The organism is Pseudomonas extremorientalis (assembly GCF_024584605.1).
In the GTDB taxonomy this organism is placed as follows: Bacteria; Pseudomonadota; Gammaproteobacteria; order Pseudomonadales; family Pseudomonadaceae; genus Aquipseudomonas; species Aquipseudomonas extremorientalis.
Genome location: NZ_CP089519.1, coordinates 4594394 through 4618283, shown reverse-complemented (window position 1 = coordinate 4618283; position 23890 = coordinate 4594394). Strand labels below are relative to the sequence as shown.

Sequence of the window (23890 nt, the reverse complement as noted above, 5' to 3'; positions counted from 1 at the left end):
CGCAAATTGCTTAAGCCTCATCAGTACAGCGGTGGGCGGCAAGCGTCCGTCAGAAAGAGGAAGAAGCGTGGACAAGTACCTTTATGTGGCAATGACCGGCGCCAGCCAGAATGCTCTGGCGCAGAAGGCCCATGCCAACAATCTGGCGAACATTTCCACCAATGGTTTCCAACGTGACCTGGAGCAGGCGCGTTCGATGCCGGTGTTCGGTGACAGCTTTCCGGCGCGGGCGTTTGCCATGACCGAGCGTCCGGCCACCGACTTCACCCCTGGCGCCATGATCGAGACCGGCCGTGACCTGGACGTGGCCGTCAACGGTGACGGTTGGTTGGCCGTGCAGACCCCTGACGGCAGCGAGGCCTACGTGCGCAGCGCCAGCATGAACGTCGATGCGTTGGGCGTGCTGCGCGCTGGCAACGGCATGCCGATCATGGGCAACGGTGGCCCGATTGCCGTGCCGCCCCAGCAGAAAATCGAAGTGGGTGCCGACGGCACCATCAGCATCCGCGCCATGGGCGAAGGCCCGCGGGTGATGGCCGAAGTGGACCGCATCAAGCTGGTCCAGCCGGACCTGAAGAACATGAATAAAGGCCTCGACGGCACCATCCACACCAAGGATGGCCAGCCGGCCCAGGCCGACGCGAACGTCAAGCTGACCTCGGGCTTCCTGCAGGCGAGCAACGTCAATGCCGTGGAAGAGATGACTGCGGTGCTGGCGCTTTCCAAGCAGTTCGAGCTGCACATCAAGATGATGAACAGCGCTAAAGAAGACGATCAGGCCATGACACGCGTCATGCAGATGAGCTGATCCAACACACTAATTTTGCGGCGCAGCGCCAACAAACAGGCGCACGAAGGAGAACAGCATGCTTCCGGCTCTATGGGTTGCCAAAACAGGTCTGTCCGCCCAGGACACCAACCTGACCACCATTTCCAACAACCTGGCCAACGTGTCGACCACGGGTTTCAAACGTGACCGTGCCGAGTTCCAGGACTTGCTCTATCAGATCAAGAAGCAGCCAGGCGCCCAGTCGACCCAGGACAGCGAACTGCCGTCCGGCCTGCAATTGGGTACCGGTGTGCAGATCGTCGGCACCCAGAAGAACTTCAGCGCCGGTAACCTGCAGCAGACCGGCCAGCCGCTGGACATGGCCATCAACGGCCGTGGTTTCTTCCAGATCCTGCAACCGGACGGCACTACTTCCTACACCCGTGACGGTACTTTCCACCTGGACTCCAACGGCCAGATCGTGACCGCCAACGGTTTCGCCCTGGAGCCGGCCGTGATCGTTCCAGCCGACGCCAAGACCTTCACCGTCGGTAACGACGGTACCGTGTCGATCACCGTGGCCGGCAACCCCGCGTCGCAAGTGATCGGCAACCTGCAGACCGCCGACTTCATCAACCCGGCCGGCCTGCAGGCCATGGGTAACAACCTGTTCCTGGAAACCGCCTCCAGCGGCGCGCCGCAAATCGGCACCCCTGGCCTGAACGGTTTCGGCACCACGCTGCAAAGCACCCTGGAAACCTCCAACGTGAGCACCGTTGAGGAGATGGTCAACATGATCACCACCCAACGCGCCTACGAGATGAACTCCAAGGTGATCTCCACCGCCGACCAGATGCTTTCGTTCGTAACGCAGAATCTGTAATCAAGTCTATGGGGCGCTCTTGAGGGCGCCTGCAACACCGTGAGGTAAGGGTCATGAATCGCTATGTTTCTGTTCTGGCATTGAGTGGCATTGCCGTGCTTGCGGGCTGTGTCGCCCCGACGCCAAAACCCAATGACCCGTACTACGCGCCGGTGTTGCCACGCACGCCGTTGCCGGCGGCCGCCAACAATGGCTCGATCTACCAGGCCGGTTTCGAACAGAACCTGTACAGCGACCGCAAGGCGTTCCGGGTCGGTGACATCATCACCATCACCCTGAACGAGAAGACCCAGGCCAGCAAGAACGCCAACTCCCAGGTGGGCAAGACCAGCAAGACCGGTATCGGCCTGACCTCGTTGTTCGGTGCCGTGCCGAACACCAACAACCCGCTGGGCGATGGCGACCTGAGTCTGAGCGCCGGCTACAGCGGTGATCGCGCCACCAACGGTAAGAGTTCGGCGGGGCAGGGCAACAGCCTGACCGGTTCGATCACCGTTACCGTGGCCGATGTGCTGCCCAACGGCATCATCGCCGTGCGCGGTGAAAAGTGGATGACCCTCAACACCGGTGACGAGCTGGTGCGCATTGCCGGTATGGTCCGTGCCGATGACATCTCCACCGACAACACTGTGCCGTCCACACGGATTGCCGATGCACGCATTACCTACTCGGGTACGGGTTCGTTTGCTGATGCAAGCCAGCCGGGCTGGTTCGACCGTTTCTTCCTTAGCCCGCTGTTCCCTTTCTAGGTGGCCACTTTGAACTTCAAACAGCTGATGGCGGCCGCACTCCTGCTTTCCTTGAGCGCTGTCGCCCAGGCCGAGCGCCTGAAGGACATCGCCAGCATCTCCGGCGTGCGTTCCAACCAGTTGATCGGCTACGGCCTGGTGGTGGGGCTCAACGGTACGGGTGACCAGACCACCCAGACCCCGTTCACCCTGCAGACCTTCAACAACATGCTCTCGCAGTTCGGCATCAAGGTGCCGGCGGGGTCGGGCAACGTGCAGCTGAAAAACGTCGCGGCAGTGTCGATCAGCGCCGACCTGCCGGCGTTCTCCAAACCGGGTCAGGTGGTGGACATCACTGTGTCGTCCATTGGTAACTCGAAAAGCCTGCGCGGCGGCACCTTGCTGATGACGCCGCTCAAGGGTATCGATGGCAACGTCTACGCCATCGCCCAGGGCAACCTGGTGGTAGGCGGGTTTGACGCCGAAGGTCGCGACGGTTCGAAGATCACCGTCAACGTGCCGTCGGCCGGGCGTATCCCGGGCGGCGCCACGGTTGAACGTACCGTGCCAAGTGGTTTCAACCAGGGCAACAGCCTGACCCTGAACCTCAACCGCTCCGACTTCACCACCGCCAAGCGCGTGGTCGACAAGATCAACGACATGCTCGGCCCAGGCGTGGCTCAGGCCATCGACGGCGGCTCGATCCGCGTGACGGCGCCGCTGGACCCGAGCCAGCGCGTCGACTACCTGTCGATCCTGGAAAACCTTGAAGTCGACCCCGGCCAGGCCGTGGCCAAAGTCATCATCAACTCGCGCACCGGCACCATCGTGATCGGCCAGAACGTCAAGGTCTCGCCTGCGGCCGTGACCCACGGTAGCCTGACCGTGACCATCACCGAAGACCCGATCGTCAGCCAGCCTGGCCCGTTGTCCAACGGCCAGACGGCGGTGGTGCCGCGTTCGCGGGTGAATGCCCAGCAAGAAGCCAAGCCGATGTTCAAGTTCGGCCCTGGCACCACCCTGGATGAGATTGTCCGCGCGGTGAACCAGGTGGGCGCAGCGCCCGGCGACTTGATGGCGATCCTCGAAGCATTGAAACAGGCCGGCGCCTTGCAAGCCGACCTGATCGTGATCTGAGGCCATGGTCATGGATATGCGCAAGAGCGGGATCAGCAGCACGGCGGATTCGGGGTCTTACTCCGACCTGAACCGGCTTAACCAGCTCAAGGTCGGTGCCGACAAGAACAGCGAAGGCAACATGCGCAAGGTCGCGCAGGAGTTCGAATCGCTGTTCTTGAGCGAGATGCTCAAGTCCATGCGTTCGGCTACCGAGGCGCTGGGTAAAGACAACCCGATGAACACGCCGGCCGCCAAGCAATACCAGGAAATGTACGACCAGCAGCTGGCCGTCTCGATGTCCCGCGAGGGCGGTGGTATCGGCCTGGCCGACGTGCTGATGCGCCAGATGCAGAAAAACAAACCGGTGGAGGCCCAGGCCGCCACCCTGCAGGGGCCGGCAGGCGCTGAACCCGGGAAGAAGGTCGACGTGCCGACGGAAATCGCGGCAGGCACCCAGGCCGAAGGGCCGCTGGGCCGCTCCAATGGCCAGCGTCCGTTGTGGGCGTATCGCGTGGCTGAGCCACAGGCCGGCGCTGCGGCGTCCCACAGCAACGACATGGAGCTGATGAACCAGCGTCGCATCGCCTTGCCGAGCAAGCTGACCGATCGCCTGCTGGCCGGCATCGTGCCGAACGCGCCCGTTGCTATCGATGCCAAAAGCGCGCCGCTGCGTAACAGCGTGGCCGATGACAACGTGATCAACAGCAGCGCGCGCACCTTCGCCGTGCCGAGCGGGCGCATGCAGGTGTACGGTCGCGCCGTGGCCCAGCCACCCTTGGCGCCGGCGAAGAAAGCCTTCAGTTCGCAGGATGAATTTGTCGCCACCATGTTGCCGATGGCCAAGGCGGCCGCGGCGCGCATCGGCGTCGATCCGAAGTACCTGGTGGCCCAGGCTGCGCTGGAAACCGGTTGGGGTAAATCGGTGATGCGCGCCGAAGACGGCAGCAGCAGCCACAACCTGTTCGGCATCAAGGCCGGCCAGAGTTGGCAGGGCGGCCAGGCGCGTGCAATCACCAGCGAGTTCCGCGATGGGGCGATGGTCAAGGAAACGGCGCAGTTCCGTTCCTACAACTCCTACCAGGACAGCTTCCATGACCTGGTGACCTTGCTGCAAAGCAATGATCGCTATAAAGAAGTCATCAAATCGGCCGACAACCCGGAACAGTTTGTCCGCGAGTTGCAAAAAGCCGGTTACGCCACCGACCCGGCCTATGCCAGCAAGATTTCGCAGATCGCCAAAACGATGGACAGTTACCAGAATTACGCTGCCGCTGGCGCAACCACACATTTATAAGGTCTGAACCATGAGTTTGCTCAGTATCGGGATGTCAGGGCTCAATGCCTCTCAAGGATCGCTGTCGGTCTTGAGTAACAACATTGCCAACGCCAATACTCCGGGTTATTCGCGTCAGCAGACCACCCAGAATGCCAGTGCGGCCAACCAGTACGGTGGTGTGTACATCGGCAGCGGTACCACCCTGGCCGATGTGCGCCGGGTGTATAACGAGTTCCTCGACGCGGCGTACCAGAACAGCACCTCGCTCAACAGCGATGCCAAGGCTTACCTCGACCAGGTCAGCGCTGTCGACAAGACCCTGTCGGACAAGACCACCGGTATGTCGGCTGTGCTCAGTGAGTTCTTCTCGGCCGTGCAGACTGCCTCGGCCAACCCGAGCGATGTCTCGGCCCGCCAGGTATTGATCACCAAGGCGCAGACGCTGAGCAATCGCTTCAACTCGATCTCTACACAGTTGGGCCAGCAGAAAGAAACCATCAACAGCCAGCTGTCGTCGATGAGTGATCAGGTCAACAAGCTGACGTCGTCCATTGCCTCGCTCAACAAGCAGATCGCCCAGGTGCAGGGTTCGTCGAACACGGCCCCGGCCAACCTGCTGGACGCGCGTGCCGAAGCCGTGCGTTCGCTGAACGAGTTGGTCGGTGTGACCGCCACCGAGAAGAATGGCATCTTCAGCGTCAGCACCGGTTCCGGCCAGTCGCTGGTATTGGGTGACCAGTTCAACACCATCTCCGCCGTACCGAGCAAGAACGACACCAGCCAGTTCACCATCCAGCTCAACGTGGGCGGCGGTGAGTCGCTCGATCTGGGCAACGTGCTCAGCGGCGGTAGCATCGGCGGTCTGTTGCGTTATCGCAGCGATGTCCTGATGCCTGCCATCAATGACCTGGGGCGCATCGCCATCGCCACCGCAGACACCATCAACAACCAGTTGGGCCAGGGCCTGGACCTCAACGGCCAGTTCGGCAGCTCGCTGTTCAAAGACATCAACAGCGCCGCGGCCATTGCCCAGCGCAGCCAGGCTTCGGGTGGCAACAGCGCGGGTTCCGGCAACCTGAACGTGTCGATCAAGGACAGCAGCAAGCTGACCAATTTCGATTACAAGGTCACCTTCAACGACAGCGCCAACCCGAACAACGTCACCGTGGTGCGTTCCGATGGCAAGGCCATGGGGACCTTTGACGTCACCGCCACGCCACCGGCCGTGATCGATGGTTTCACGTTGGCGCTCGACGGCAAGGGGCCGATGGCTACCGGGGACAGCTTCAAGGTCAGCCCGACCGCCAATGGTGCCAAGGACATTGGCACCGTGATGACGGATCCGAACAAGATCGCTTTTGCCGCGCCACTATCCGGGCAGGCCAGTAAGACCAACGAAGGTACTGGCACGTTTACCCCGCCGACCCTGACGGTGCCTTTGGATATCCAGGGCGGCGCCGCCACTGCCCAGTTGCGCACGGGGATTGAGCATTCGATGCCGGTGAAGATGGTATTCGGCAAGCCGGCAGCCGACGGCACCCAGCCGTACACACTCAATGATGCCCAGGGCAACCCGATCGGCACCGGCAGCATTGTTCCGGGACAGGGCAACAAGGTCACGATCAACGTGCCGATGCGCGATGCCAACGGTGCCCTGGTGGTGCCGGCCAAGAGCTTCAGTTTCGACACCACGGTGGGCGGTTCGCCGGCCAACGGCGACAGCACGACGTTCTCGTTCAATGCCTCCGGCAAGTCCGATAACCGCAACGCCCTTGAGCTGCTCGGCCTGCAAACCAAGGCGACCATCGGCACGGCCGCCGATGGCACCGGCGGCACCAGCCTCGTAGGGGCCAACAGCAAGTTGGTATCTACCGTCGGCGCGAAAGCGGCGGCTGCCGGTACGGACAGCACGGCGACGAACGCATTGCTGACCGCCAACAAGAATGCGCGCAACTCGGTGTCCCAGGTCAACCTGGACGAAGAGGCGGGCGACATGATCAAGTTCCAGCAGTACTACACCGCATCGTCGCAGATCATCAAGGCTGCGCAAGAAACCTTCAGCACATTGATCAATAGTCTTTAAGGGAGCCTGGGACGATGCGTATTTCTACACAGCAGTATTTCGAGACCAGTTCCGCCAAGTATTCGGATAACTATTCGGGTGTGGTGAAGGCCCAGGACCAGGCCAGTTCCGGTGTGCGCGTACAGACCGCCGCGGATGATCCTGTGGCGGCGGCGCGGTTGTTGATGCTGCAGCAGCAGAAAGACATGGTGGCCCAGTCCACTGGCAACATCACCAGCTTGAAAAACTCGCTGACTAACGAAGAGAGTGTTTTAGGTGCGATCAGTGAAGCCATGCAGCGTGCCACGGAGCTGGCACTCAAGGCCGGTGGTGTCGGCAGTGATGCTGATCGTCGCTCGATTGCCAGTGAGGTCGGTGCGATTGAAGATCAGGTCCTGGGCCTGCTCAACAGCAAGGACTCGGCCGGCAACTACTTGTTTTCCGGCTCCAAGACCCAGACGCCGCCGTATGCGCGCAACAACGATGGCACCTACAGCTACCAGGGGGATGAAACCCCGCTGAGCCTGCAGATTTCCAATACGCTGAATGTCAGCGCGGGTGATACCGGCAAGACCATCCTTGAAGGCGCGGCCAACGCCGGTCGCACCCAGGCCCCCTGGGTTGCGCCGAACCCGCAGACCGTGCCGCCTACGGTCAATGACCACAAGGTGGCGCTTTCGGCCGGGCTGGTGACATCGAGCGGCGACTACGCCAACAAATTCGCCGACGGCCAGCCTTACAAGCTGACGTTTACCAGCAGCACGCAATACAAGGTGTCTGACAAGAACGGCAATGACGTGACTTCCGAGATACCGGGCAATGGCACGTTCGACGCCACCAAGGAAGGCAGCACCAGCGTTGCACTGCGGGGGGTGAAATTCGACATCACCATGAACCTCGGGGACGTGGCGCCGGGCGCCAACTCCGATGCGTTGGTCAAGGACCGTACCTTCAGCCTGGAGGCCAAGCCGGACACGTTCAGCGTGTCGCGCACGCCGAGCAATACGTCGAGCGCACAGCTGACCGGCGCGCAGGTCACCAACCAGGCGGACTATGCCAGCACGTTCCCGTCCAACAGCGGGGCGATCATCAAGTTCACCAGCGCAACGGCCTATGAGGTGTATGCCCAACCCTATTCGAGCGCCAGCAAGGCGATCGCCACTGGCGATACCGGTGGCGGTACCACGGTGACGGCGGCCGGCGTGACGTTTGACGTGAGCAGCGGCCCGCCGCAGCCAGGCGATCAGTTCTCGGTGGGTGCCAACACCCAGAAGACCCAGAATGCGCTGGATACGCTTGGCCAATTGCGCAAGGCGCTGGAGGCACCGGCCGACGGCAATCCGGCAGCGACGGTCAAGCTCAAGGATGCCATTGATTCGAGCATCGCCAACCTGGCCAATTCGATGTCCCAGATCGTCAATGTGCGGGGGTCCGTCGGGGCGCGGCAGAATGCCTTGGAGATCCAGGCCACTGAGAATTCGAGCATCAGCATTGCTACGACCAGCACGATGAGCGATCTGGCTAACATCGACATGGGTGAAGCGGCCATCAACCTGGCTCTGCAACAGACCATGCTGCAAGCCTCCCAGCTGGCGTTCGTGAAAATCTCGCAGTTGAGCCTGTTCAACAAGATGTAAGTGGCTTCATGTCAAGCGGCCCGCCCTGGAAACAGGGCGGGCCGTTGTCGTTTTTGGGACTTAATTGTTTGAAGGTTTTGCATAAAGCACACAAAATTGAGTGACCTGTGAGTCATAAAGCGCATCTTCACTGTATCGTGTGAAAAGGATAAGTCGTCACAGGGTCCTTGCGTGGCGGCTTTCAGCGGGATTTTTATGGGGTTATCCCCTTTATTGTCAGCACTCCGGGCGTAGTCCCTGGGGTGTTCTCCAGCTATTTAGTATTGGGAAGCCACAATGATTGGCATAAAAAGCATCGCCAGTTACGTGCCGGCAGACGGGATCGATAACTACGCCCAGGGTGCCAAATTCGCCAAGGATGAAGAATTCATCATTGGCAAGATCGGGTCGGCGTTCCTGCCGCGCAAGGAAGCCGCGCAGGAAACCTCCGATCTGTGTGTCGAGGCGGTCAACGCTTTGTTTGCCAACAACCCGGATCTGAAACGCGAGTCCATCGACGCGCTGATCGTCGTCACCCAGAACGGCGATGAAGAGGGCCTGCCGCACACGGCTGCCATCGTCCAGGACAAGCTCGGCCTGCCGACCCACGTTGCAGCCTTCGATATTTCCCTGGGCTGTTCCGGCTACGTCTACGGCATCTACGCGATGAAGGGTTTCATGGAAGCCGCTGGCCTGAAGAATGGCCTGCTGGTCACTGCCGACCCGTATTCGAAGATCGTCGACCCGGAAGACCGCAACACCACCATGCTGTTCGGCGATGCCGCCACCGCCACCTGGATGGGCGAAGATGCGCCGTGGTTGCTCGGCAAGTCCAAGTTCGGCACCGACGGTTCCGGCGCCCCGCACCTGAAGGTCAGCGACGGTGTGTTCTTCATGAACGGCCGCCAAGTGTTCAACTTCGCCTTGCTCAAGGTGCCGGCGCATTTGCATGAGCTGCTCGATGAGTCGGACCTAAAGGCCGACGACATCGATGCCTTCTGCATTCACCAGGGCAGTGCGGCGATTGTCGACGCCGTAGCGCGTCGTTTTGAAGATGCGCCGGTGGACAAGTTCATCAAGGACATGGTCGAGACCGGCAACACGGTGTCGTCGAGCATTCCGCTGCTGCTGGAAAAGCATGTGATGGACGCCACCTGGAAACGCGTGGCCATCAGCGGTTTTGGTGTGGGCCTGTCGTGGGGCTCGGCGATTCTCTATCGCCCGTGACACCTTGAACCGGTAGCACAAAAAAACGCCGATGCTTGAAAGAGCATCGGCGTTTTTTATTTGGCGCCAGAAAACCCAATGAAATCGGGCTTTTTTGCCTGCGTAAGCCCTTGAATTGCAAGGAGTGGCACGACGCCAGCAAAAAAATCGAAAAAAATCCTCAAGCAACCGGCTACCACGACGATAACTATTACGTAGGTTCTCAGGCCACACCCGGCGGTTGCCAGGGCCGGAAGCCGCAGTATCCATCCAACGAGGATTTCGTCATGGCTTTAACAGTAAACACCAACATTGCTTCGATCACTACTCAGGGCAACCTGAACAAAGCTGGCGGCGCCCTGGCCACTTCCATGCAGCGCCTGTCTTCCGGCCTGCGTATCAACAGCGCTAAAGACGACGCCGCCGGCCTGGGTATCGCCACCCGTATGACCAGCCAGATCAACGGCCTGGGTCAAGCTGTAAAGAACGCCAACGATGGTATCTCCATCGCGCAGACTGCTGAAGGCGCAATGCAGGCTTCGACCGACATTCTGCAAAAAATGCGTACCCTGGCTCTGTCCTCGGCGACCGGCTCCCTGAGCACCGACGACCGTAAGTCGAACAACGACGAATACCAGGCCCTGACTTCGGAACTGACCCGTATCGCCCAGACCACTACTTTCGGTGGCCAGAAGCTGCTGGACGGTTCGTACGGTACCAAGTCGATCCAGGTTGGCGCCAACGCTAACGAAACCATCAACCTGTCCCTGGACAACGTTGCTGCCAACAACATCGGTTCGCAGCAAATCAAGAGCATCGGTATCGCTCCAGGTGCTGGTGTAGCTGGCGGCGCAATCGCAGTAACCGGTAACGGCCAGACTGCCAACGTCACTGTAGCAGCTGCTGCTTCCGCTAAAACCATCGCCGCACAACTGAACGGCGCCATCGGTGGCCTGAACGCTACCGCCAGCACTGAAGCTCAGTTTGTAGTTGGCGCCGGTGCTGCTACCGCTCCAGCTTCGTTCACCATGACCGTTGGCGGCCAAGCCACCACGTTCGTCGGCGTCACCGACACTGCCAGCCTGGCTGATCAGTTGAAGTCCAACTCCGCCAAACTGGGCATCAGCGTTAACTACGACCAGTCCAAAGGCACTCTGTCGGTTAAATCCGACACCGGTGAAAACCTGGCCTTCAGCGCTTCGACCGCTGCCGGCACCATCACTGTTGCCACCAAAGACGGTTCGGGCACCTACGGCACTGCTACTGCCCTGGCTGACGGCATCATCGCTACCGGTGCTGTGAACATGGACTCCGCCAAGGGTTACTCCCTGGAAGGCGCTGGTGTGACCGGTATCTTCGGTGCCGCTACTTCGGCTGCTTCGACCAAGACCGCCGTTTCGCAAACCGACGTGACTGACGCCACCAAGGCCCAGAACGCTGTGTCCGTGATCGACCAGGCTATCGCTACCATCTCCAGCTCCCGTTCGGGCCTGGGTGCGGTACAGAACCGTCTGACCAGCACTGTAGACAACCTGTCCAACATCCAGAAAAACAGCACCGCTGCCCGCTCCACCGTTCAGGACGTCGACTTCGCTTCCGAAGCCGCTGAACTGACCAAGCAGCAAACCCTGCAGTCGGCTTCCACTGCGATCCTGTCGCAGGCTAACCAACTGCCATCCGCTGTACTGAAGCTGCTTCAGTAATAGCGGCACGTGGTGAATGACGGAAGGGCGCGTTTACGTGCCCTTTCGTCTTTTCCAATCAGAGGAGATTGGGCATGGACATGAGTGTAAAACTGAACTTGTCTTATCCGCCGCTGGCCCCTCAAGGCTCGCCGGCACCTGTGGTTGCGGATAAAGACAAGACTAAGGTTGAAGCGGCCGCGCCAACCGCAGGCAAGTCCCAAAAGGACAGCCTGGAAAAAGCGGTCACCGATATTAAAGAATTCGTACAAGCGGCCCAGCGCAACCTGGACTTTTCCATTGACGATTCCACCCATAGGGTTGTGGTCAAGGTCATTGCCACCGACACCGGTGAAGTGATCCGACAGATTCCTTCGGAAACGGCCTTGAAACTGGCACAGAGTCTGGCCAGCGCCAGTCATGTGTTGTTTGACGACAAGGCGTGAACTGGCATGAAACTTGTTGCTGTCACCGCTTGAAGCGCTAGTCGTCAAGATAACGGCAGCCACCGGAACAGGAGAAAGATGATGGCGGGTACAACGATTACCGGCGTGGGGTCGGGTTTCGACACTCAGGCGATTGTGAAATCCCTGGTGGATGCCGAGCGAGCGCCTAAGCAGGCTCAGATCAACATCCAGTCGCAAAAGGCAACCACCCAGCTGTCGTCGATCGGCAAGATCCAGGCAGCCCTGGATGCCTTCCGGGGTGCGCTGGCCAACATGGGCACCGATAACAGCTTCAGTGGCTTGACCGGTACGTCTTCGGACGAGAAGGTCGCCACCATGACGGCCAACCAGGGTGCGGCGAGCGGTAGCTTCTCGCTGGTCGTCAACCAGTTGGCGACGCCGTCGAAGCTGTCGACCAAGAGCTTCGCCGGTGGCCAGTCGACGGTCGTGAACAGTGGCACCACCCCAACGACGCTGACGATCAGCCAGTCGGGCAAGAACTTCGACCTGAAGGTGCCGGCCGGCGCGACCCTGCAACAGGTGCGTGACTCGATCAACTCGCAGTTCGGCACCGCAGGCCTGAGTGCCAACATCCTTACCGACTCCAACGGTTCGCGTCTTATCCTGACCTCCACCAACTCCGGTGTTGGTTCCGATCTGACGATGTCGGGCAACTCGGGGATTGATACCGGTTACACAGTGGTCAGCGAGCCGAAGAACGCCAAGTACACCATTGACGGTATTGCTGCAGAGTCCAAGACCAACAGCATCACGGATGCAGTGAGTGGTGTAAGTATCAAGTTGCTCTCTGTGTCGCCCTTGACCACGCCTTCGGATACCGCGTCTACGGCTCGCAATGCTTTGACCATTTCCGTCAGCACCAGCACCACCGCCCTCAAGTCCGGGGTCAAGGGCTTCGTCGACACCTACAACGCCCTGCTCAAGGCGATGAACGCCGAGACCAAGGTGACCAAGGATGCCGCCGGTAACTCCGTCGCCGCCACCTTGACCGGCGACTCGACCATGCGCACCTTGCAGGCGGCGATCCGCAACGAGTTCAACGCATTGTCCGGCAACGGCACCTTGAAATCCCTGGCCCAGTTCGGTGTTACCACCGACCAGGACACCGGCGCGCTGAGCATCGATGCCAAGCAGTGGGACAAGGCCGTACTGACCAACGCTGCCGACATCAACAGTATTTTCAGTGGCAAGAACGGTTTGCTTGCGCGCCTGACAGCGGCGACCGATGGTTATGCCAAGGCCAGTACGGGGATTCTGGCGACGCGTTCGGCATCCTTGTCGGACAGCCTCAAAGACCTGAACAAACAGCAGGTCGCCCTGGATGATCGCCTCACCACCATGCAAGACGCCTTGACCCGCAAGTACACCGCCATGGATACGCTGGTGGCGCAACTGCGCCAGCAGAGCAACAGTATCCTCGGTACGCTAAATGCCATCAGCAAATCACAAAGCAGTGATAGCTGATTGAATGCGGATTGAAAAAGCCCGGGTCCATTGACCTGGGCTTTGTTCTTCATAAGGCCGACGGGTTAAAGTTTTTTGCGATCCAGTCGACATAATGGTTACTGCAACCCATCTCGCTGTTGCCTGTCACGAGGTAGAAAAATGAATCCCATGAGAGCCCTTCGCCAATACCAGAAGGTCAATTCCCATGCCCAGATCTCCGAAGCCAGCCCGCACCGCCTGGTGCAAATGCTGATGGAGGGTGGGCTCGACCGTATGGCGCAGGCCAAAGGTGCGTTGGCGCGTGGTGATATCGCCGCGAAGGGCCTGATGCTGGGCAAGGCCGCCGACATCCTCATCGGGCTTCGTGATGGCCTGAGCGCGGAAAAAAGCGACAACAAGGAATACGTTCAGCAACTGGAAGGTCTGTACGTGTACATGACCAACCGTTTGATGGAGGCCAATCTGCACAACGACGCCGACATGATTGACGAAGTCGCCCGTTTGCTGATTACCGTGAAAGAAGGCTGGGATGCCATCGGCGCGCCACAAGGCGCTGCACAATAAGGCCAAGCGGCCTTGAGGAGCACGTCATGAGCCAAGCATTGCAACGCATTGATGAAACCCGTGAGGCGCTGATGGGCGCGCTGGCGGACCGCAACTGGGACGCCATCGGCGAACTGGACCTGGGCTGTCGTCATGTCATCGACGAGGTGCTCAGCGAAGCGCCGGTAGACGAGGATGCGTTGCGCGAAAAGCTTGAGGGGCTGCTGGCGGTTTACCAGCAATTGCTCGAGGTGACGACGGGCGAGCGGCAGGCGATTTTCGAGGAGATGTCGCAGATCAACCAAGCGAAAAATGCGTCAAAGGTTTACCATCTGTTCGGCTGAAGAGCCGCAGTTGGTCCGATGGGCGCGTCATATATTTGACTGTGCCAGCATTTTTGACTTAACTAGTGCTGTTTTCAGATTTCAGACGTCTAGTAAGGTACAAAGTCGTACAGGCGTCTCGATTGCCCTCACTTCGGGGCAGGAAGTTTTACTAGGGAAGTTGCTATTGCATGTGGCGTGAAACCAAAATTCTGCTGATTGATGACGATAGCGTCCGCCGCCGCGATTTAGCGGTGATTTTGAATTTTCTTGGCGAAGAAAATTTGCCCTGCGGCAGCCATGACTGGCAGCAGGCGGTCAGCTCATTGTCATCGAGCCGTGAAGTCATTTGTGTGCTGATCGGGACGGTAAACGCTCCTGGCGCTGTTTTGGGCTTGTTAAAGACACTGTCAACCTGGGATGAGTTCCTTCCCGTGTTGCTGATGGGCGATATTTCTTCTGTCGAACTGCCAGAAGACCAGCGCCGCCGGGTGCTTTCCACCCTTGAAATGCCGCCCAGCTACAGCAAATTGCTCGACTCCCTGCACCGTGCCCAGGTCTATCGCGAGATGTACGACCAGGCCCGCGAGCGCGGTCGCCATCGCGAACCCAACCTGTTCCGCAGCCTGGTCGGCACCAGCCGCGCCATCCAGCACGTGCGCCAGATGATGCAGCAAGTGGCCGATACCGACGCCAGCGTGTTGATCCTCGGCGAGTCGGGCACCGGCAAGGAAGTGGTTGCGCGCAACCTGCACTATCACTCCAAGCGCCGCGACGGGCCCTTTGTGCCGGTCAACTGCGGGGCGATTCCGGCAGAGCTGCTGGAAAGCGAATTGTTCGGCCACGAGAAGGGCGCCTTTACCGGGGCGATCACCAGCCGTGCCGGGCGTTTCGAGCTGGCCAACGGCGGCACCCTGTTCCTCGACGAGATCGGCGACATGCCGCTGCCGATGCAGGTCAAGCTGCTGCGCGTGTTGCAGGAGCGTACCTTCGAGCGCGTGGGCAGCAACAAGACCCAGAGCGTCGACGTGCGCATCATCGCGGCCACCCACAAGAACCTCGAAAGCATGATCGAGGTCGGCAGCTTCCGCGAAGACCTGTACTACCGCCTCAACGTATTCCCGATCGAGATGGCCCCGCTGCGCGAGCGCGTGGAGGACATCCCTTTGCTGATGAACGAACTGATCTCGCGCATGGAGCACGAAAAGCGCGGTTCGATCCGTTTCAATTCCGCCGCGATCATGTCCCTGTGCCGCCACGGTTGGCCGGGCAACGTGCGCGAGCTGGCCAACCTGGTGGAGCGCATGGCGATCATGCACCCCTACGGTGTGATCGGCGTGGTCGAGCTGCCGAAGAAATTCCGCTACGTCGACGACGAAGACGAGCAACTGGTCGACAGCCTGCGCAGCGACCTGGAAGAACGGGTGGCCATCAACGGTCATACCCCGGACTTCGGCTCTACCGCTATGCTGCCGCCCGAAGGCCTGGACCTGAAGGACTACCTCGGCAACCTGGAACAAGGCCTGATCCAGCAGGCTCTGGACGATGCCAACGGCATCGTCGCGCGTGCCGCCGAGCGCCTGCGCATCCGTCGCACTACCCTGGTGGAGAAGATGCGCAAGTACGGCATGAGCCGCAAAGAAGGTGACGAACAGGCGGATGATTGACGCCTGTTTTTTAAACCACTGAAACTTCAGTGGTTTTTTTTCGGCACGGGTATTGCTACAGCCCTCGCAACGTTCCGTTTAACTGACGGTCAGCCAAGCGAGAGAGCATGATGCCCCACGCCGCCCAACATTCTTCCAGTCCTGCCATTGCAGGCCTGGTTCCCTCTGTAGAACAGCAAAGCCGCCAGGGCCTGGAGCAGGCGTTTTCGCTGTTCAACCAGATGTCCAGCCAATTGACCGATTCCTACAGTCTGCTCGAAGCCCGTGTTTCGGAGCTCAAGGGCGAGTTGGCGGTGGTCAGTGCCCAGCGCATGGAAGAGTTGGCCGAGAAGGAGCGCCTGGCCAACCGCCTGCAAAACCTGCTGTCGCTGTTGCCCGGTGGCGTGATCGTCATCGACGAAGAAGGCCGCGTGCGTGAAGCCAACCCGGCGGCCTGTGACATGCTTGGCCTGCCTCTGGAAGGCGAGCTGTGGCGTCACGTAATCACCCGCTGCTTTGCGCCGCGTGAAGACGATGGCCATGAAATTTCGCTCAAGGACGGTCGCCGCTTGTCCATCGCCACGCGCGCCCTGGACGCGGAGCCGGGCCAGTTGGTGCTGCTCAACGACCTGACTGAAACCCGTCACCTGCAAGATCAATTGGCGCGCCACGAACGTTTGTCCTCGCTGGGGCGCATGGTCGCTTCCCTGGCGCATCAGATCCGCACGCCACTGTCGGCGGCGTTGATCTACGCCAGTCATTTGACTGACGAACAATTGCCCGCGGCCACTCACCAGCGTTTTGCCGGGCGCCTCAAGGAGCGCCTGCATGAGTTGGAGCACCAGGTGCGCGACATGCTGGTGTTTGCCCGTGGTGAATTGCCGCTGACCGACCGCATCACGCCTACCGAGTTGATGCAGGCGCTGCAAGCGGCGGCTGCCACCCACATTCAAGACGTGCAAGTGCGTTGGCAGTGCGACAGCCATCTCGGCGAGCTGCTGTGCAACCGCGACACCCTTGTCGGTTCGCTGCTCAACCTGATCGAAAACGCCACCCAGGCCAGCGGCCCTGGTGCGCGGCTCAAGGTGCACCTGTACAACCGCGAGCAAACCCTGCGCCTATGCATCAGCGACAGCGGCAGCGGTATCGAGCCTGCCGTATTGCAGCGCCTGGGCGAACCTTTTTTCACCACCAAGACCAACGGTACCGGGCTGGGCCTGACCGTGGTCAAGGCAGTGGCGCGTGCCCATCAGGGAGAATTGCAGCTGCATTCCCGTGTCGGGCGTGGCACCTGTGCATTGATGACCTTGCCGCTGTTTTCATGCGCGGCAAGCACGGAGTAAGAGGTTATGGCTATCAAGGTTCTGTTGGTGGAAGACGATCGCGCGCTGCGTGAAGCATTGGCTGACACGCTGCTGTTGGCGGGCCATGACTACCGGGCGGTCGGTTCTGCCGAGGACGCCTTGGAGGCGGTGGAGCAAGAGTCCTTCAGCCTGGTGGTGAGCGACGTGAACATGCCGGGCATGGACGGCCACCAGTTGCTCGGTGTGCTGCGCGCGCGTCAGCCACAGTTGCCGGTGTTGCTGATGACCGCCCACGGCGCTGTGGAACGTGCAGTCGACGCGATGCGCCAGGGTGCGGCGGATTACCTGGTCAAACCGTTCGAACCCAAAGCCTTGATCGAACTGGTCGCACGGCATGCCCTGGGCGTGGTCCCGGCCAGCGACGGCGAAGGTCCGATTGCCTTCGAACCGGCCAGCGCACAATTGCTGGAGCTGGCTGCCCGCGTGGCGCGCAGTGATTCCACCGTGCTGATTTCCGGCGAGTCCGGCACCGGCAAGGAGGTGCTGGCCCGCTACATCCACCAGCAATCGACCCGCGCCAAGCAGCCGTTTATCGCAATCAACTGCGCGGCGATCCCCGACAACATGCTCGAAGCCACGCTGTTCGGCCACGAAAAAGGCTCGTTCACCGGCGCTATTGCGGCTCAGGCGGGCAAGTTCGAGCAGGCGGATGGCGGCACGATTTTGCTCGATGAAATTTCCGAGATGCCCCTGGGCCTGCAAGCCAAGTTGCTGCGGGTGCTGCAAGAGCGCGAAGTAGAGCGCGTCGGCGCACGCAAGCCGATCCAGCTGGATATCCGCGTGGTCGCCACCACCAACCGTGACCTGGCGGGCGAAGTGGCGGCGGGGCGCTTCCGTGAAGACTTGTTCTACCGTCTCTCGGTCTTTCCCCTGGCCTGGCGCCCGTTGCGCGAGCGCCCGGCGGACATCATTCCACTGGCCGAGCGCCTGCTGGGCAACCACGTCAAAAAAATGAAGCATGCCCAGGCACGCCTGTCGGCCGAGGCCCAGGCTTGCCTGGTCGCCTATCCGTGGCCGGGAAACGTCCGGGAACTGGACAACGCCATCCAGCGTGCGTTGATCCTGCAGCAGGGCGGCCTGATCCAGCCCCAGGATTTCTGCCTGGCCATGGGCAGCGGGGTTGCGCCGCTGCCGACCCTGGCGCCTGCGCCCGTGATGGTCGAAACCGAAACCGCCGGTGCGTTGGGCGACGACCTGCGTCGTCGCGAATTCCAGATGATCATCGACACCCTGCGCGCCGAGCGCGGCCGCCGCAAAGAGGCCGCCGAGCGCCTGGGGATCAGCCCGCGGACCTTGCGCTACAAGCTGGCGCAGATGCGTGACGCCGGCATGGACGTCGAGGCGTATCTGTTCGCCACATAATCGGTAACAAGGCGGACAAGGTTTGTCGCCTTTTCTTACGAGTTGAACCAGAGCTGGCACCCTTGTTGCTACTTCACCTAGTAATTGCGGCGTAGCGTCAAAAAACATGCGGGTTGTCGGAGAGAGAAGTTCATGAGCCAGGGTATTGAGTTCAATCGGTTGATGTTGGATATGCGCTCCATGCAAATGGATGCCATGGCTCAACCGAAATCCGTCGCGCCTGCGCCGGAATTGGGCCAAAGCAGCTTCGCCGACATGCTCGGCCAGGCCATCAACAAAGTCAGTGATACCCAGCAAGCCTCCAGCCAATTGGCCAACGCGTTCGAGATCGGCAAAAGCGGCGTGGACCTCACCGATGTGATGGTCGCCTCGCAAAAGGCCAGTGTGTCGTTCCAGGCGTTGACCCAGGTGCGTAACAAGCTGGTTCAGGCTTACCAAGACATCATGCAGATGCCGGTTTAAGGACGAGATTTAAGTCATGGCAGAAGCAGTCGTGGACAACGCACCCGCCAAGGCAGACGGCAAGCCGCCGCTGTTTGGCCTGTCGTTCCTGGAAAACCTCTCCGAAATGACCATGTTGCGTCAGGTGGGCCTGATGGTCGGCCTGGCAGCGAGCGTGGCGATTGGTTTTGCCGTGGTGCTGTGGTCGCAGCAACCGGATTACCGGCCGCTGTACGGCAGCCTGGCGGGCATGGATTCCAAGCAGATCATGGAAACCCTGGCCGCCGCCGACATCGCCTACACCGTGGAGCCCAACTCCGGGGCGCTGCTGGTCAAGGCCGACGATGTGGCCCGTGCACGCATGAAACTCGCGGCGGCCGGCGTTACCCCGTCCGACGCCAATATCGGTTTCGAAATCCTCGACAAGGACCAGGGCCTGGGCACCAGCCAGTTCATGGAAGCCACCCGCTACCGTCGCGGTCTGGAAGGCGAACTGGCGCGCACCATCTCCAGCCTGAACAACGTCAAGGGTGCCCGCGTGCACCTGGCCATTCCGAAAAGCTCGGTGTTTGTGCGCGATGAACGCAAGCCCAGTGCCTCGGTATTGGTGGAACTGTTTGCCGGCCGCTCCCTGGAGCCAGGCCAGGTGCTCGCGATCGTCAACCTGGTCGCCACCAGCGTGCCTGAGCTGAGCAAGTCGCAAATCACCGTGGTCGACCAGAAGGGCAACCTGCTGTCCGACCAGGCGGAAAACTCCGCGCTGACCCAGGCCGGCAAGCAGTTCGACTACAGCCGCCGTGTGGAAAGCATGCTGACCCAGCGTGTGCACAACATCCTGCAGCCGGTGCTGGGCAACGACCGCTACAAGGCGGAAGTGTCCGCCGATGTGGACTTCAGCGCCGTCGAATCGACCTCCGAGCAGTTCAACCCGGACCAGCCGGCGTTGCGCAGCGAGCAGTCCACCAGCGAACAACGCACCGCTGCCAACGGCCCGCCACAAGGCGTACCGGGCGCCCTGAGCAACCAGCCGCCGGCCCCGGCCTCGGCTCCGCAAACCACCGGTGGCGCTACGGCCAGCGCTGGCGCCATCCAGCCAGGCCAGCCGCTGTTGGACGCCAATGGCCAACAGATCATGGACCCGGCCACCGGGCAGCCGATGCTCGCGCCGTACCCGGCGGACAAGCGTAACCAGTCGACCAAGAACTTCGAACTCGACCGTTCCATCAGCCATACCAAGCAGCAACAAGGCCGCGTCAATCGCCTGTCGGTATCGGTGGTAGTGGATGACCAGGTCAAGGTCAATGCCGCCGATGGCGCCGTTACCCGTGCCCCATGGAGCGCCGACGAATTGGCGCGCTTCACGCGCCTGGTGCAGGACGCCGTCGGTTTTGACGCCAGCCGGGGTGACAGCGTCAGCGTGATCAACATGCCGTTCTCTGCCGAGCGTGGCGAAGTGATCGCCGAGCCGGCGTTCTACTCGCAGCCGTGGTTCTGGGACATCGTCAAGCAGGTGCTGGGTGTGTTGTTCATCCTGGTGCTGGTGTTCGGCGTGCTGCGCCCGGTGCTCAACAACATCACCGGCAACGGCAAGAAACAACTGGCGGCCTATGGTGGCAGCGACGTCGAGTTGGGTGGCATGGGCGGCCTGGACGGCGAACTGGCCAACGACCGCGTCAGCCTCGGCGGCCCGCAAAGCATCCTGTTGCCAAGCCCGAGCGAGGGTTACGACGCTCAGCTGAACGCAATCAAGAGTCTGGTGGCAGAAGACCCGGGCCGTGTGGCCCAGGTCGTGAAAGAGTGGATCAACGCAGATGAGTGATAATCGAGCCGCTGTTGCCAAGCTCACCAAGGTCGACAAAGCCGCAGTCCTGCTGCTGTCCCTGGGTGAAACCGACGCCGCCCAAGTGCTGCGCCACATGGGGCCCAAAGAGGTTCAACGGGTGGGCGTGGCCATGGCGCAGATGCGCAATGTGCACCGTGAGCAGGTCGAGCAGGTGATGAGCGAGTTCGTCGAGATCGTCGGCGACCAGACCAGCCTGGGCGTCGGCTCCGACAGTTACATCCGCAAGATGCTCACCTCGGCCCTGGGCGAAGACAAGGCCAACGGCCTGATCGACCGCATCCTGCTCGGTGGCAACACCAGCGGCCTCGACAGCCTGAAATGGATGGAGCCGCGTGCCGTTGCCGACGTGATCCGCTACGAACACCCGCAGATCCAGGCGATCGTGGTGGCGTATCTCGACCCCGACCAGGCCGGTGAAGTGCTCGGCCACTTCGACCATAAAGTGCGCCTGGACATCATCCTGCGCGTGTCGTCGCTGAACACCGTGCAGCCGGCGGCGCTGAAAGAACTCAACACGATTCTGGAGAAGCAGTTCTCCGGCAACTCGAACGCCTCGCGCACCACCCTGGGTGGTATCAAGCGTGCGGCAGACATCATGAACTTCCTCGACAGCTCGGTCGAAGGCCAGTTGATGGACTCGATCCGCGAGATCGACGACACCCTGTCCGGCCAGATCGAAGACCTCATGTTCGTGTTCAACAACCTCTCCGATGTCGACGACCGCGGCATCCAGGCGTTGCTGCGCGAAGTGTCCTCGGACGTGCTGGTGCTGGCCCTCAAGGGTTCGGACGAAAACGTCAAAGAGAAGATCTTCAAGAACATGTCCAAGCGTGCCTCGGAACTGTTGCGCGACGACCTGGAAGCCAAGGGCCCGGTACGCGTCAGCGACGTGGAAACCGCGCAGAAAGAAATCCTCACCATTGCCCGCCGTATGGCCGAAGCCGGAGAAATCGTTCTCGGCGGGAAGGGCGGCGAAGAAATGATCTAAGGCGCTTCCCATGTCGAACAAAGATGAGGCGCCCAGCGATCTGATTCGCGCACGGGACGTCGGTGGGTTCGACATCTGGTCGTTGCCCAGCTTCGACCCGCATGTGCCCGAACTCGAGCCGGAACCGGTCGAAGAACCTCCGGTGGAAATGGAAGAAGTGCCACTGGATGAAGTCCAGCCACTGACCCTGGAAGAGCTGGAAGCCATCCGCCAGGAGGCCTACAACGAAGGCTTCGCGGCGGGTGAAAAAGACGGTTTTCGCAGCACCACCCTCAAGGTTCGCCAGGAGGCCGAAGAGGCCCTGAGCGTCAAGCTGGCCAGCCTGGAACGCTTGATGGGCACGCTGTTCGACCCCATCGCCGAGCAGGATTCGCAGATCGAAAAGGCCATGGTCGACCTGGTACAGCACATCGCCCGCCAGGTGATCCAGCGCGAATTGGCGCTGGATTCCAGTCATATCGAAAGCGTGATGCGCGAAGCCCTCAAGCTGCTGCCCCTGGGCGTCGGCAACGTGCGGCTGTACATCAACCCGCAGGATTTCGAACAGGTCAAGGCCCTGCGCGAGCGTCATGAAGAAACCTGGCGCATCGTCGAAGACGCGTCGTTGCAGCCCGGTGGTTGCCGCGTCGAAACCGAACACAGTCGCATCGATGCCACGGTGGAGACCCGCATCAGCCAGATCATGGCCAAGCTGTTTGATCAGCTCCACGAACAGGCCCTGCACCCGGCCGAGCCTGATCTGAGCGTGGACCTGGACGCCGTCGATGCGCCTTGACCGCACCAGCTTCGCCAAGCGCCTGGCCGGTTACGCCGAGGCCACGGAGTTGCCCGGCCAGCCGATCCTCGAAGGACGCCTGCTGCGCATGGTCGGCCTGACCCTTGAGGCCGAAGGCCTGCGCGCCGCCATGGGCAGCCGCTGCATGGTGATCAACGACGACAGCTACCACCCGGTGCAGGTCGAAGCCGAAGTGATGGGCTTTTCCGGTAGCAAGATTTTCCTGATGCCCGTGGGCAGCCTGGCGGGCATTGCCCCTGGTGCCCGCGTGGTGCCGTTGGCCGACACCGGCCGCCTGCCGATGGGCATGAGCATGCTCGGTCGCGTACTCGACGGCGCCGGTCGTGCGCTGGACGGCAAGGGCGGCATGAAGGCCGAGGACTGGGTGCCGATGGACGGTCCCACTATCAACCCGCTCAACCGCAACCCCATCAGCGTGCCGCTGGACGTTGGCATTCGCAGCATCAACGGATTATTGACGGTCGGTCGTGGCCAGCGTCTGGGCCTGTTCGCCGGTACCGGCGTGGGTAAATCGGTGTTGCTGGGCATGATGACGCGCTTTACCGAGGCCGACATCATCGTGGTCGGGCTGATCGGCGAACGGGGCCGCGAGGTGAAGGAATTCATCGAGCACAGTCTCGGCGAAGAAGGCCTCAAGCGCTCGGTGGTGGTTGCCTCCCCAGCCGACGATGCGCCGCTGATGCGGTTGCGCGCCGCCATGTACTGCACGCGCATCGCCGAATATTTCCGCGACAAGGGCAAGAACGTCCTGTTGCTGATGGATTCGCTCACGCGTTTCGCCCAGGCCCAGCGGGAAATCGCCCTGGCCATCGGCGAACCGCCGGCGACCAAGGGTTACCCGCCGTCGGTGTTCGCCAAACTGCCCAAGCTGGTGGAGCGCGCCGGTAACGCCGAGGCCGGTGGTGGCTCGATCACCGCGTTCTACACGGTATTGTCCGAAGGCGATGACCAGCAGGACCCGATTGCCGACTCGGCGCGGGGCGTGCTCGACGGCCACATTGTGCTGTCACGGCGCCTGGCGGAAGAAGGGCACTACCCGGCCATCGACATCGAAGCGTCCATCAGCCGGGTGATGCCAGCGGTGGTTACGCCGGAACACATGGCCCGGGCGCAACAGTTCAAGCAGCTGTGGTCGCGCTACCAGCAGAGCCGCGACTTGATCAGCGTCGGCGCCTACGTGGCGGGCGGTGATCGCGACACCGACCTGGCCATCGCCCTGCAACCGCAGTTGGTGACGTACCTGCGCCAGGGCCTCAACGACAAGATCAGCATGGGCGAAAGCGAAGCGCACCTGCAGTCGATCTTCGCCCCGGCACCGGGCGGCTAAGCC

At 61.1% G+C, this 23890-nt stretch carries 21 protein-coding genes; all 21 read left to right on the top strand.

Annotated elements, in window-relative coordinates; translation table 11 throughout:
• Positions 1–67 precede the first annotated feature (67 nt).
• Positions 68–808: a flagellar basal-body rod protein FlgF gene (locus LUU92_RS20700; protein ID WP_071491292.1), complete on the top strand. Its 741-nt coding sequence runs from the start codon at positions 68–70 to the stop codon at positions 806–808.
• A 58-nt stretch (positions 809–866) separates the two neighbouring features.
• Complete coding sequence (gene flgG / locus LUU92_RS20695) at positions 867–1652, top strand: flagellar basal-body rod protein FlgG (RefSeq protein ID WP_025855853.1); 786 nt, start codon at positions 867–869, stop codon at positions 1650–1652.
• 53 nt (positions 1653–1705) lie between these two features.
• On the top strand, positions 1706–2401 hold the full coding sequence (flgH, locus tag LUU92_RS20690; protein ID WP_015885208.1) for a flagellar basal body L-ring protein FlgH: 696 nt from the start codon (positions 1706–1708) through the stop codon (positions 2399–2401).
• A gap of 27 nt (positions 2402–2428) precedes the next feature.
• Entirely contained in the window at positions 2429–3517 is a 1089-nt protein-coding gene (locus tag LUU92_RS20685; RefSeq protein WP_033901075.1) for a flagellar basal body P-ring protein FlgI, read from the top strand.
• A gap of 4 nt (positions 3518–3521) precedes the next feature.
• A complete protein-coding gene (flgJ, locus tag LUU92_RS20680) occupies positions 3522–4793 on the top strand; it encodes a flagellar assembly peptidoglycan hydrolase FlgJ (RefSeq protein WP_257102573.1) in 1272 nt (423 codons plus the stop codon).
• Positions 4794–4803: 10 nt separating this feature from the next.
• Positions 4804–6858, top strand: a complete 2055-nt coding sequence (flgK, locus tag LUU92_RS20675) for a flagellar hook-associated protein FlgK (protein ID WP_071491290.1) — start codon at positions 4804–4806, stop codon at positions 6856–6858.
• Positions 6859–6872: 14 nt separating this feature from the next.
• Positions 6873–8474: a flagellar hook-associated protein 3 gene (locus tag LUU92_RS20670; RefSeq protein WP_071491289.1), complete on the top strand. Its 1602-nt coding sequence runs from the start codon at positions 6873–6875 to the stop codon at positions 8472–8474.
• Between the two features lie 276 nt (positions 8475–8750).
• A complete protein-coding gene (locus LUU92_RS20665) occupies positions 8751–9680 on the top strand; it encodes a ketoacyl-ACP synthase III (protein ID WP_058424918.1) in 930 nt (309 codons plus the stop codon).
• A 266-nt stretch (positions 9681–9946) separates the two neighbouring features.
• Positions 9947–11362 (top strand): flagellin N-terminal helical domain-containing protein, encoded by a 1416-nt coding sequence (locus LUU92_RS20660; protein WP_071491539.1) that lies wholly within the window; start codon positions 9947–9949, stop codon positions 11360–11362.
• A gap of 74 nt (positions 11363–11436) precedes the next feature.
• Complete coding sequence (locus LUU92_RS20655; protein ID WP_071491288.1) at positions 11437–11787, top strand: flagellar protein FlaG; 351 nt, start codon at positions 11437–11439, stop codon at positions 11785–11787.
• Positions 11788–11868: 81 nt separating this feature from the next.
• Positions 11869–13272 (top strand): flagellar filament capping protein FliD, encoded by a 1404-nt coding sequence (gene fliD, locus LUU92_RS20650; RefSeq protein WP_071491287.1) that lies wholly within the window; start codon positions 11869–11871, stop codon positions 13270–13272.
• Between the two features lie 141 nt (positions 13273–13413).
• The gene (fliS, locus tag LUU92_RS20645; protein WP_058424915.1) at positions 13414–13818 is read left to right on the top strand and encodes a flagellar export chaperone FliS; all 405 of its coding nucleotides are present in this window, start codon (positions 13414–13416) and stop codon (positions 13816–13818) included.
• A 26-nt stretch (positions 13819–13844) separates the two neighbouring features.
• Positions 13845–14141 carry a flagellar protein FliT gene (gene fliT, locus LUU92_RS20640; RefSeq protein WP_071491286.1) on the top strand — a complete coding sequence of 99 codons (297 nt, stop codon included), beginning with the start codon at positions 13845–13847 and terminating at the stop codon, positions 14139–14141.
• Positions 14142–14311: 170 nt separating this feature from the next.
• Positions 14312–15787, top strand: a complete 1476-nt coding sequence (locus LUU92_RS20635) for a sigma-54 dependent transcriptional regulator (protein ID WP_071491285.1) — start codon at positions 14312–14314, stop codon at positions 15785–15787.
• A gap of 110 nt (positions 15788–15897) precedes the next feature.
• Positions 15898–17109 (top strand): sensor histidine kinase, encoded by a 1212-nt coding sequence (locus LUU92_RS20630; protein WP_093514081.1) that lies wholly within the window; start codon positions 15898–15900, stop codon positions 17107–17109.
• Between the two features lie 6 nt (positions 17110–17115).
• On the top strand, positions 17116–18492 hold the full coding sequence (locus tag LUU92_RS20625) for a sigma-54-dependent transcriptional regulator (protein WP_257102572.1): 1377 nt from the start codon (positions 17116–17118) through the stop codon (positions 18490–18492).
• 132 nt (positions 18493–18624) lie between these two features.
• On the top strand, positions 18625–18954 hold the full coding sequence (fliE, locus tag LUU92_RS20620) for a flagellar hook-basal body complex protein FliE (protein ID WP_015885194.1): 330 nt from the start codon (positions 18625–18627) through the stop codon (positions 18952–18954).
• 16 nt (positions 18955–18970) lie between these two features.
• Complete coding sequence (fliF, locus tag LUU92_RS20615) at positions 18971–20752, top strand: flagellar basal-body MS-ring/collar protein FliF (RefSeq protein WP_092243027.1); 1782 nt, start codon at positions 18971–18973, stop codon at positions 20750–20752.
• Positions 20745–21764: a flagellar motor switch protein FliG gene (gene fliG / locus LUU92_RS20610; RefSeq protein WP_010208743.1), complete on the top strand. Its 1020-nt coding sequence runs from the start codon at positions 20745–20747 to the stop codon at positions 21762–21764. Before fliF ends, fliG begins: the two co-directional genes overlap by 8 nt.
• A 10-nt stretch (positions 21765–21774) precedes the next feature.
• Positions 21775–22539, top strand: coding sequence for a flagellar assembly protein FliH (gene fliH, locus LUU92_RS20605; RefSeq protein ID WP_257102571.1), 765 nt, complete (start codon positions 21775–21777; stop codon positions 22537–22539).
• Positions 22529–23887, top strand: a complete 1359-nt coding sequence (gene fliI / locus LUU92_RS20600; RefSeq protein WP_071491281.1) for a flagellar protein export ATPase FliI — start codon at positions 22529–22531, stop codon at positions 23885–23887. Before fliH ends, fliI begins: the two co-directional genes overlap by 11 nt.
• Positions 23888–23890: the final 3 nt, after the last annotated feature.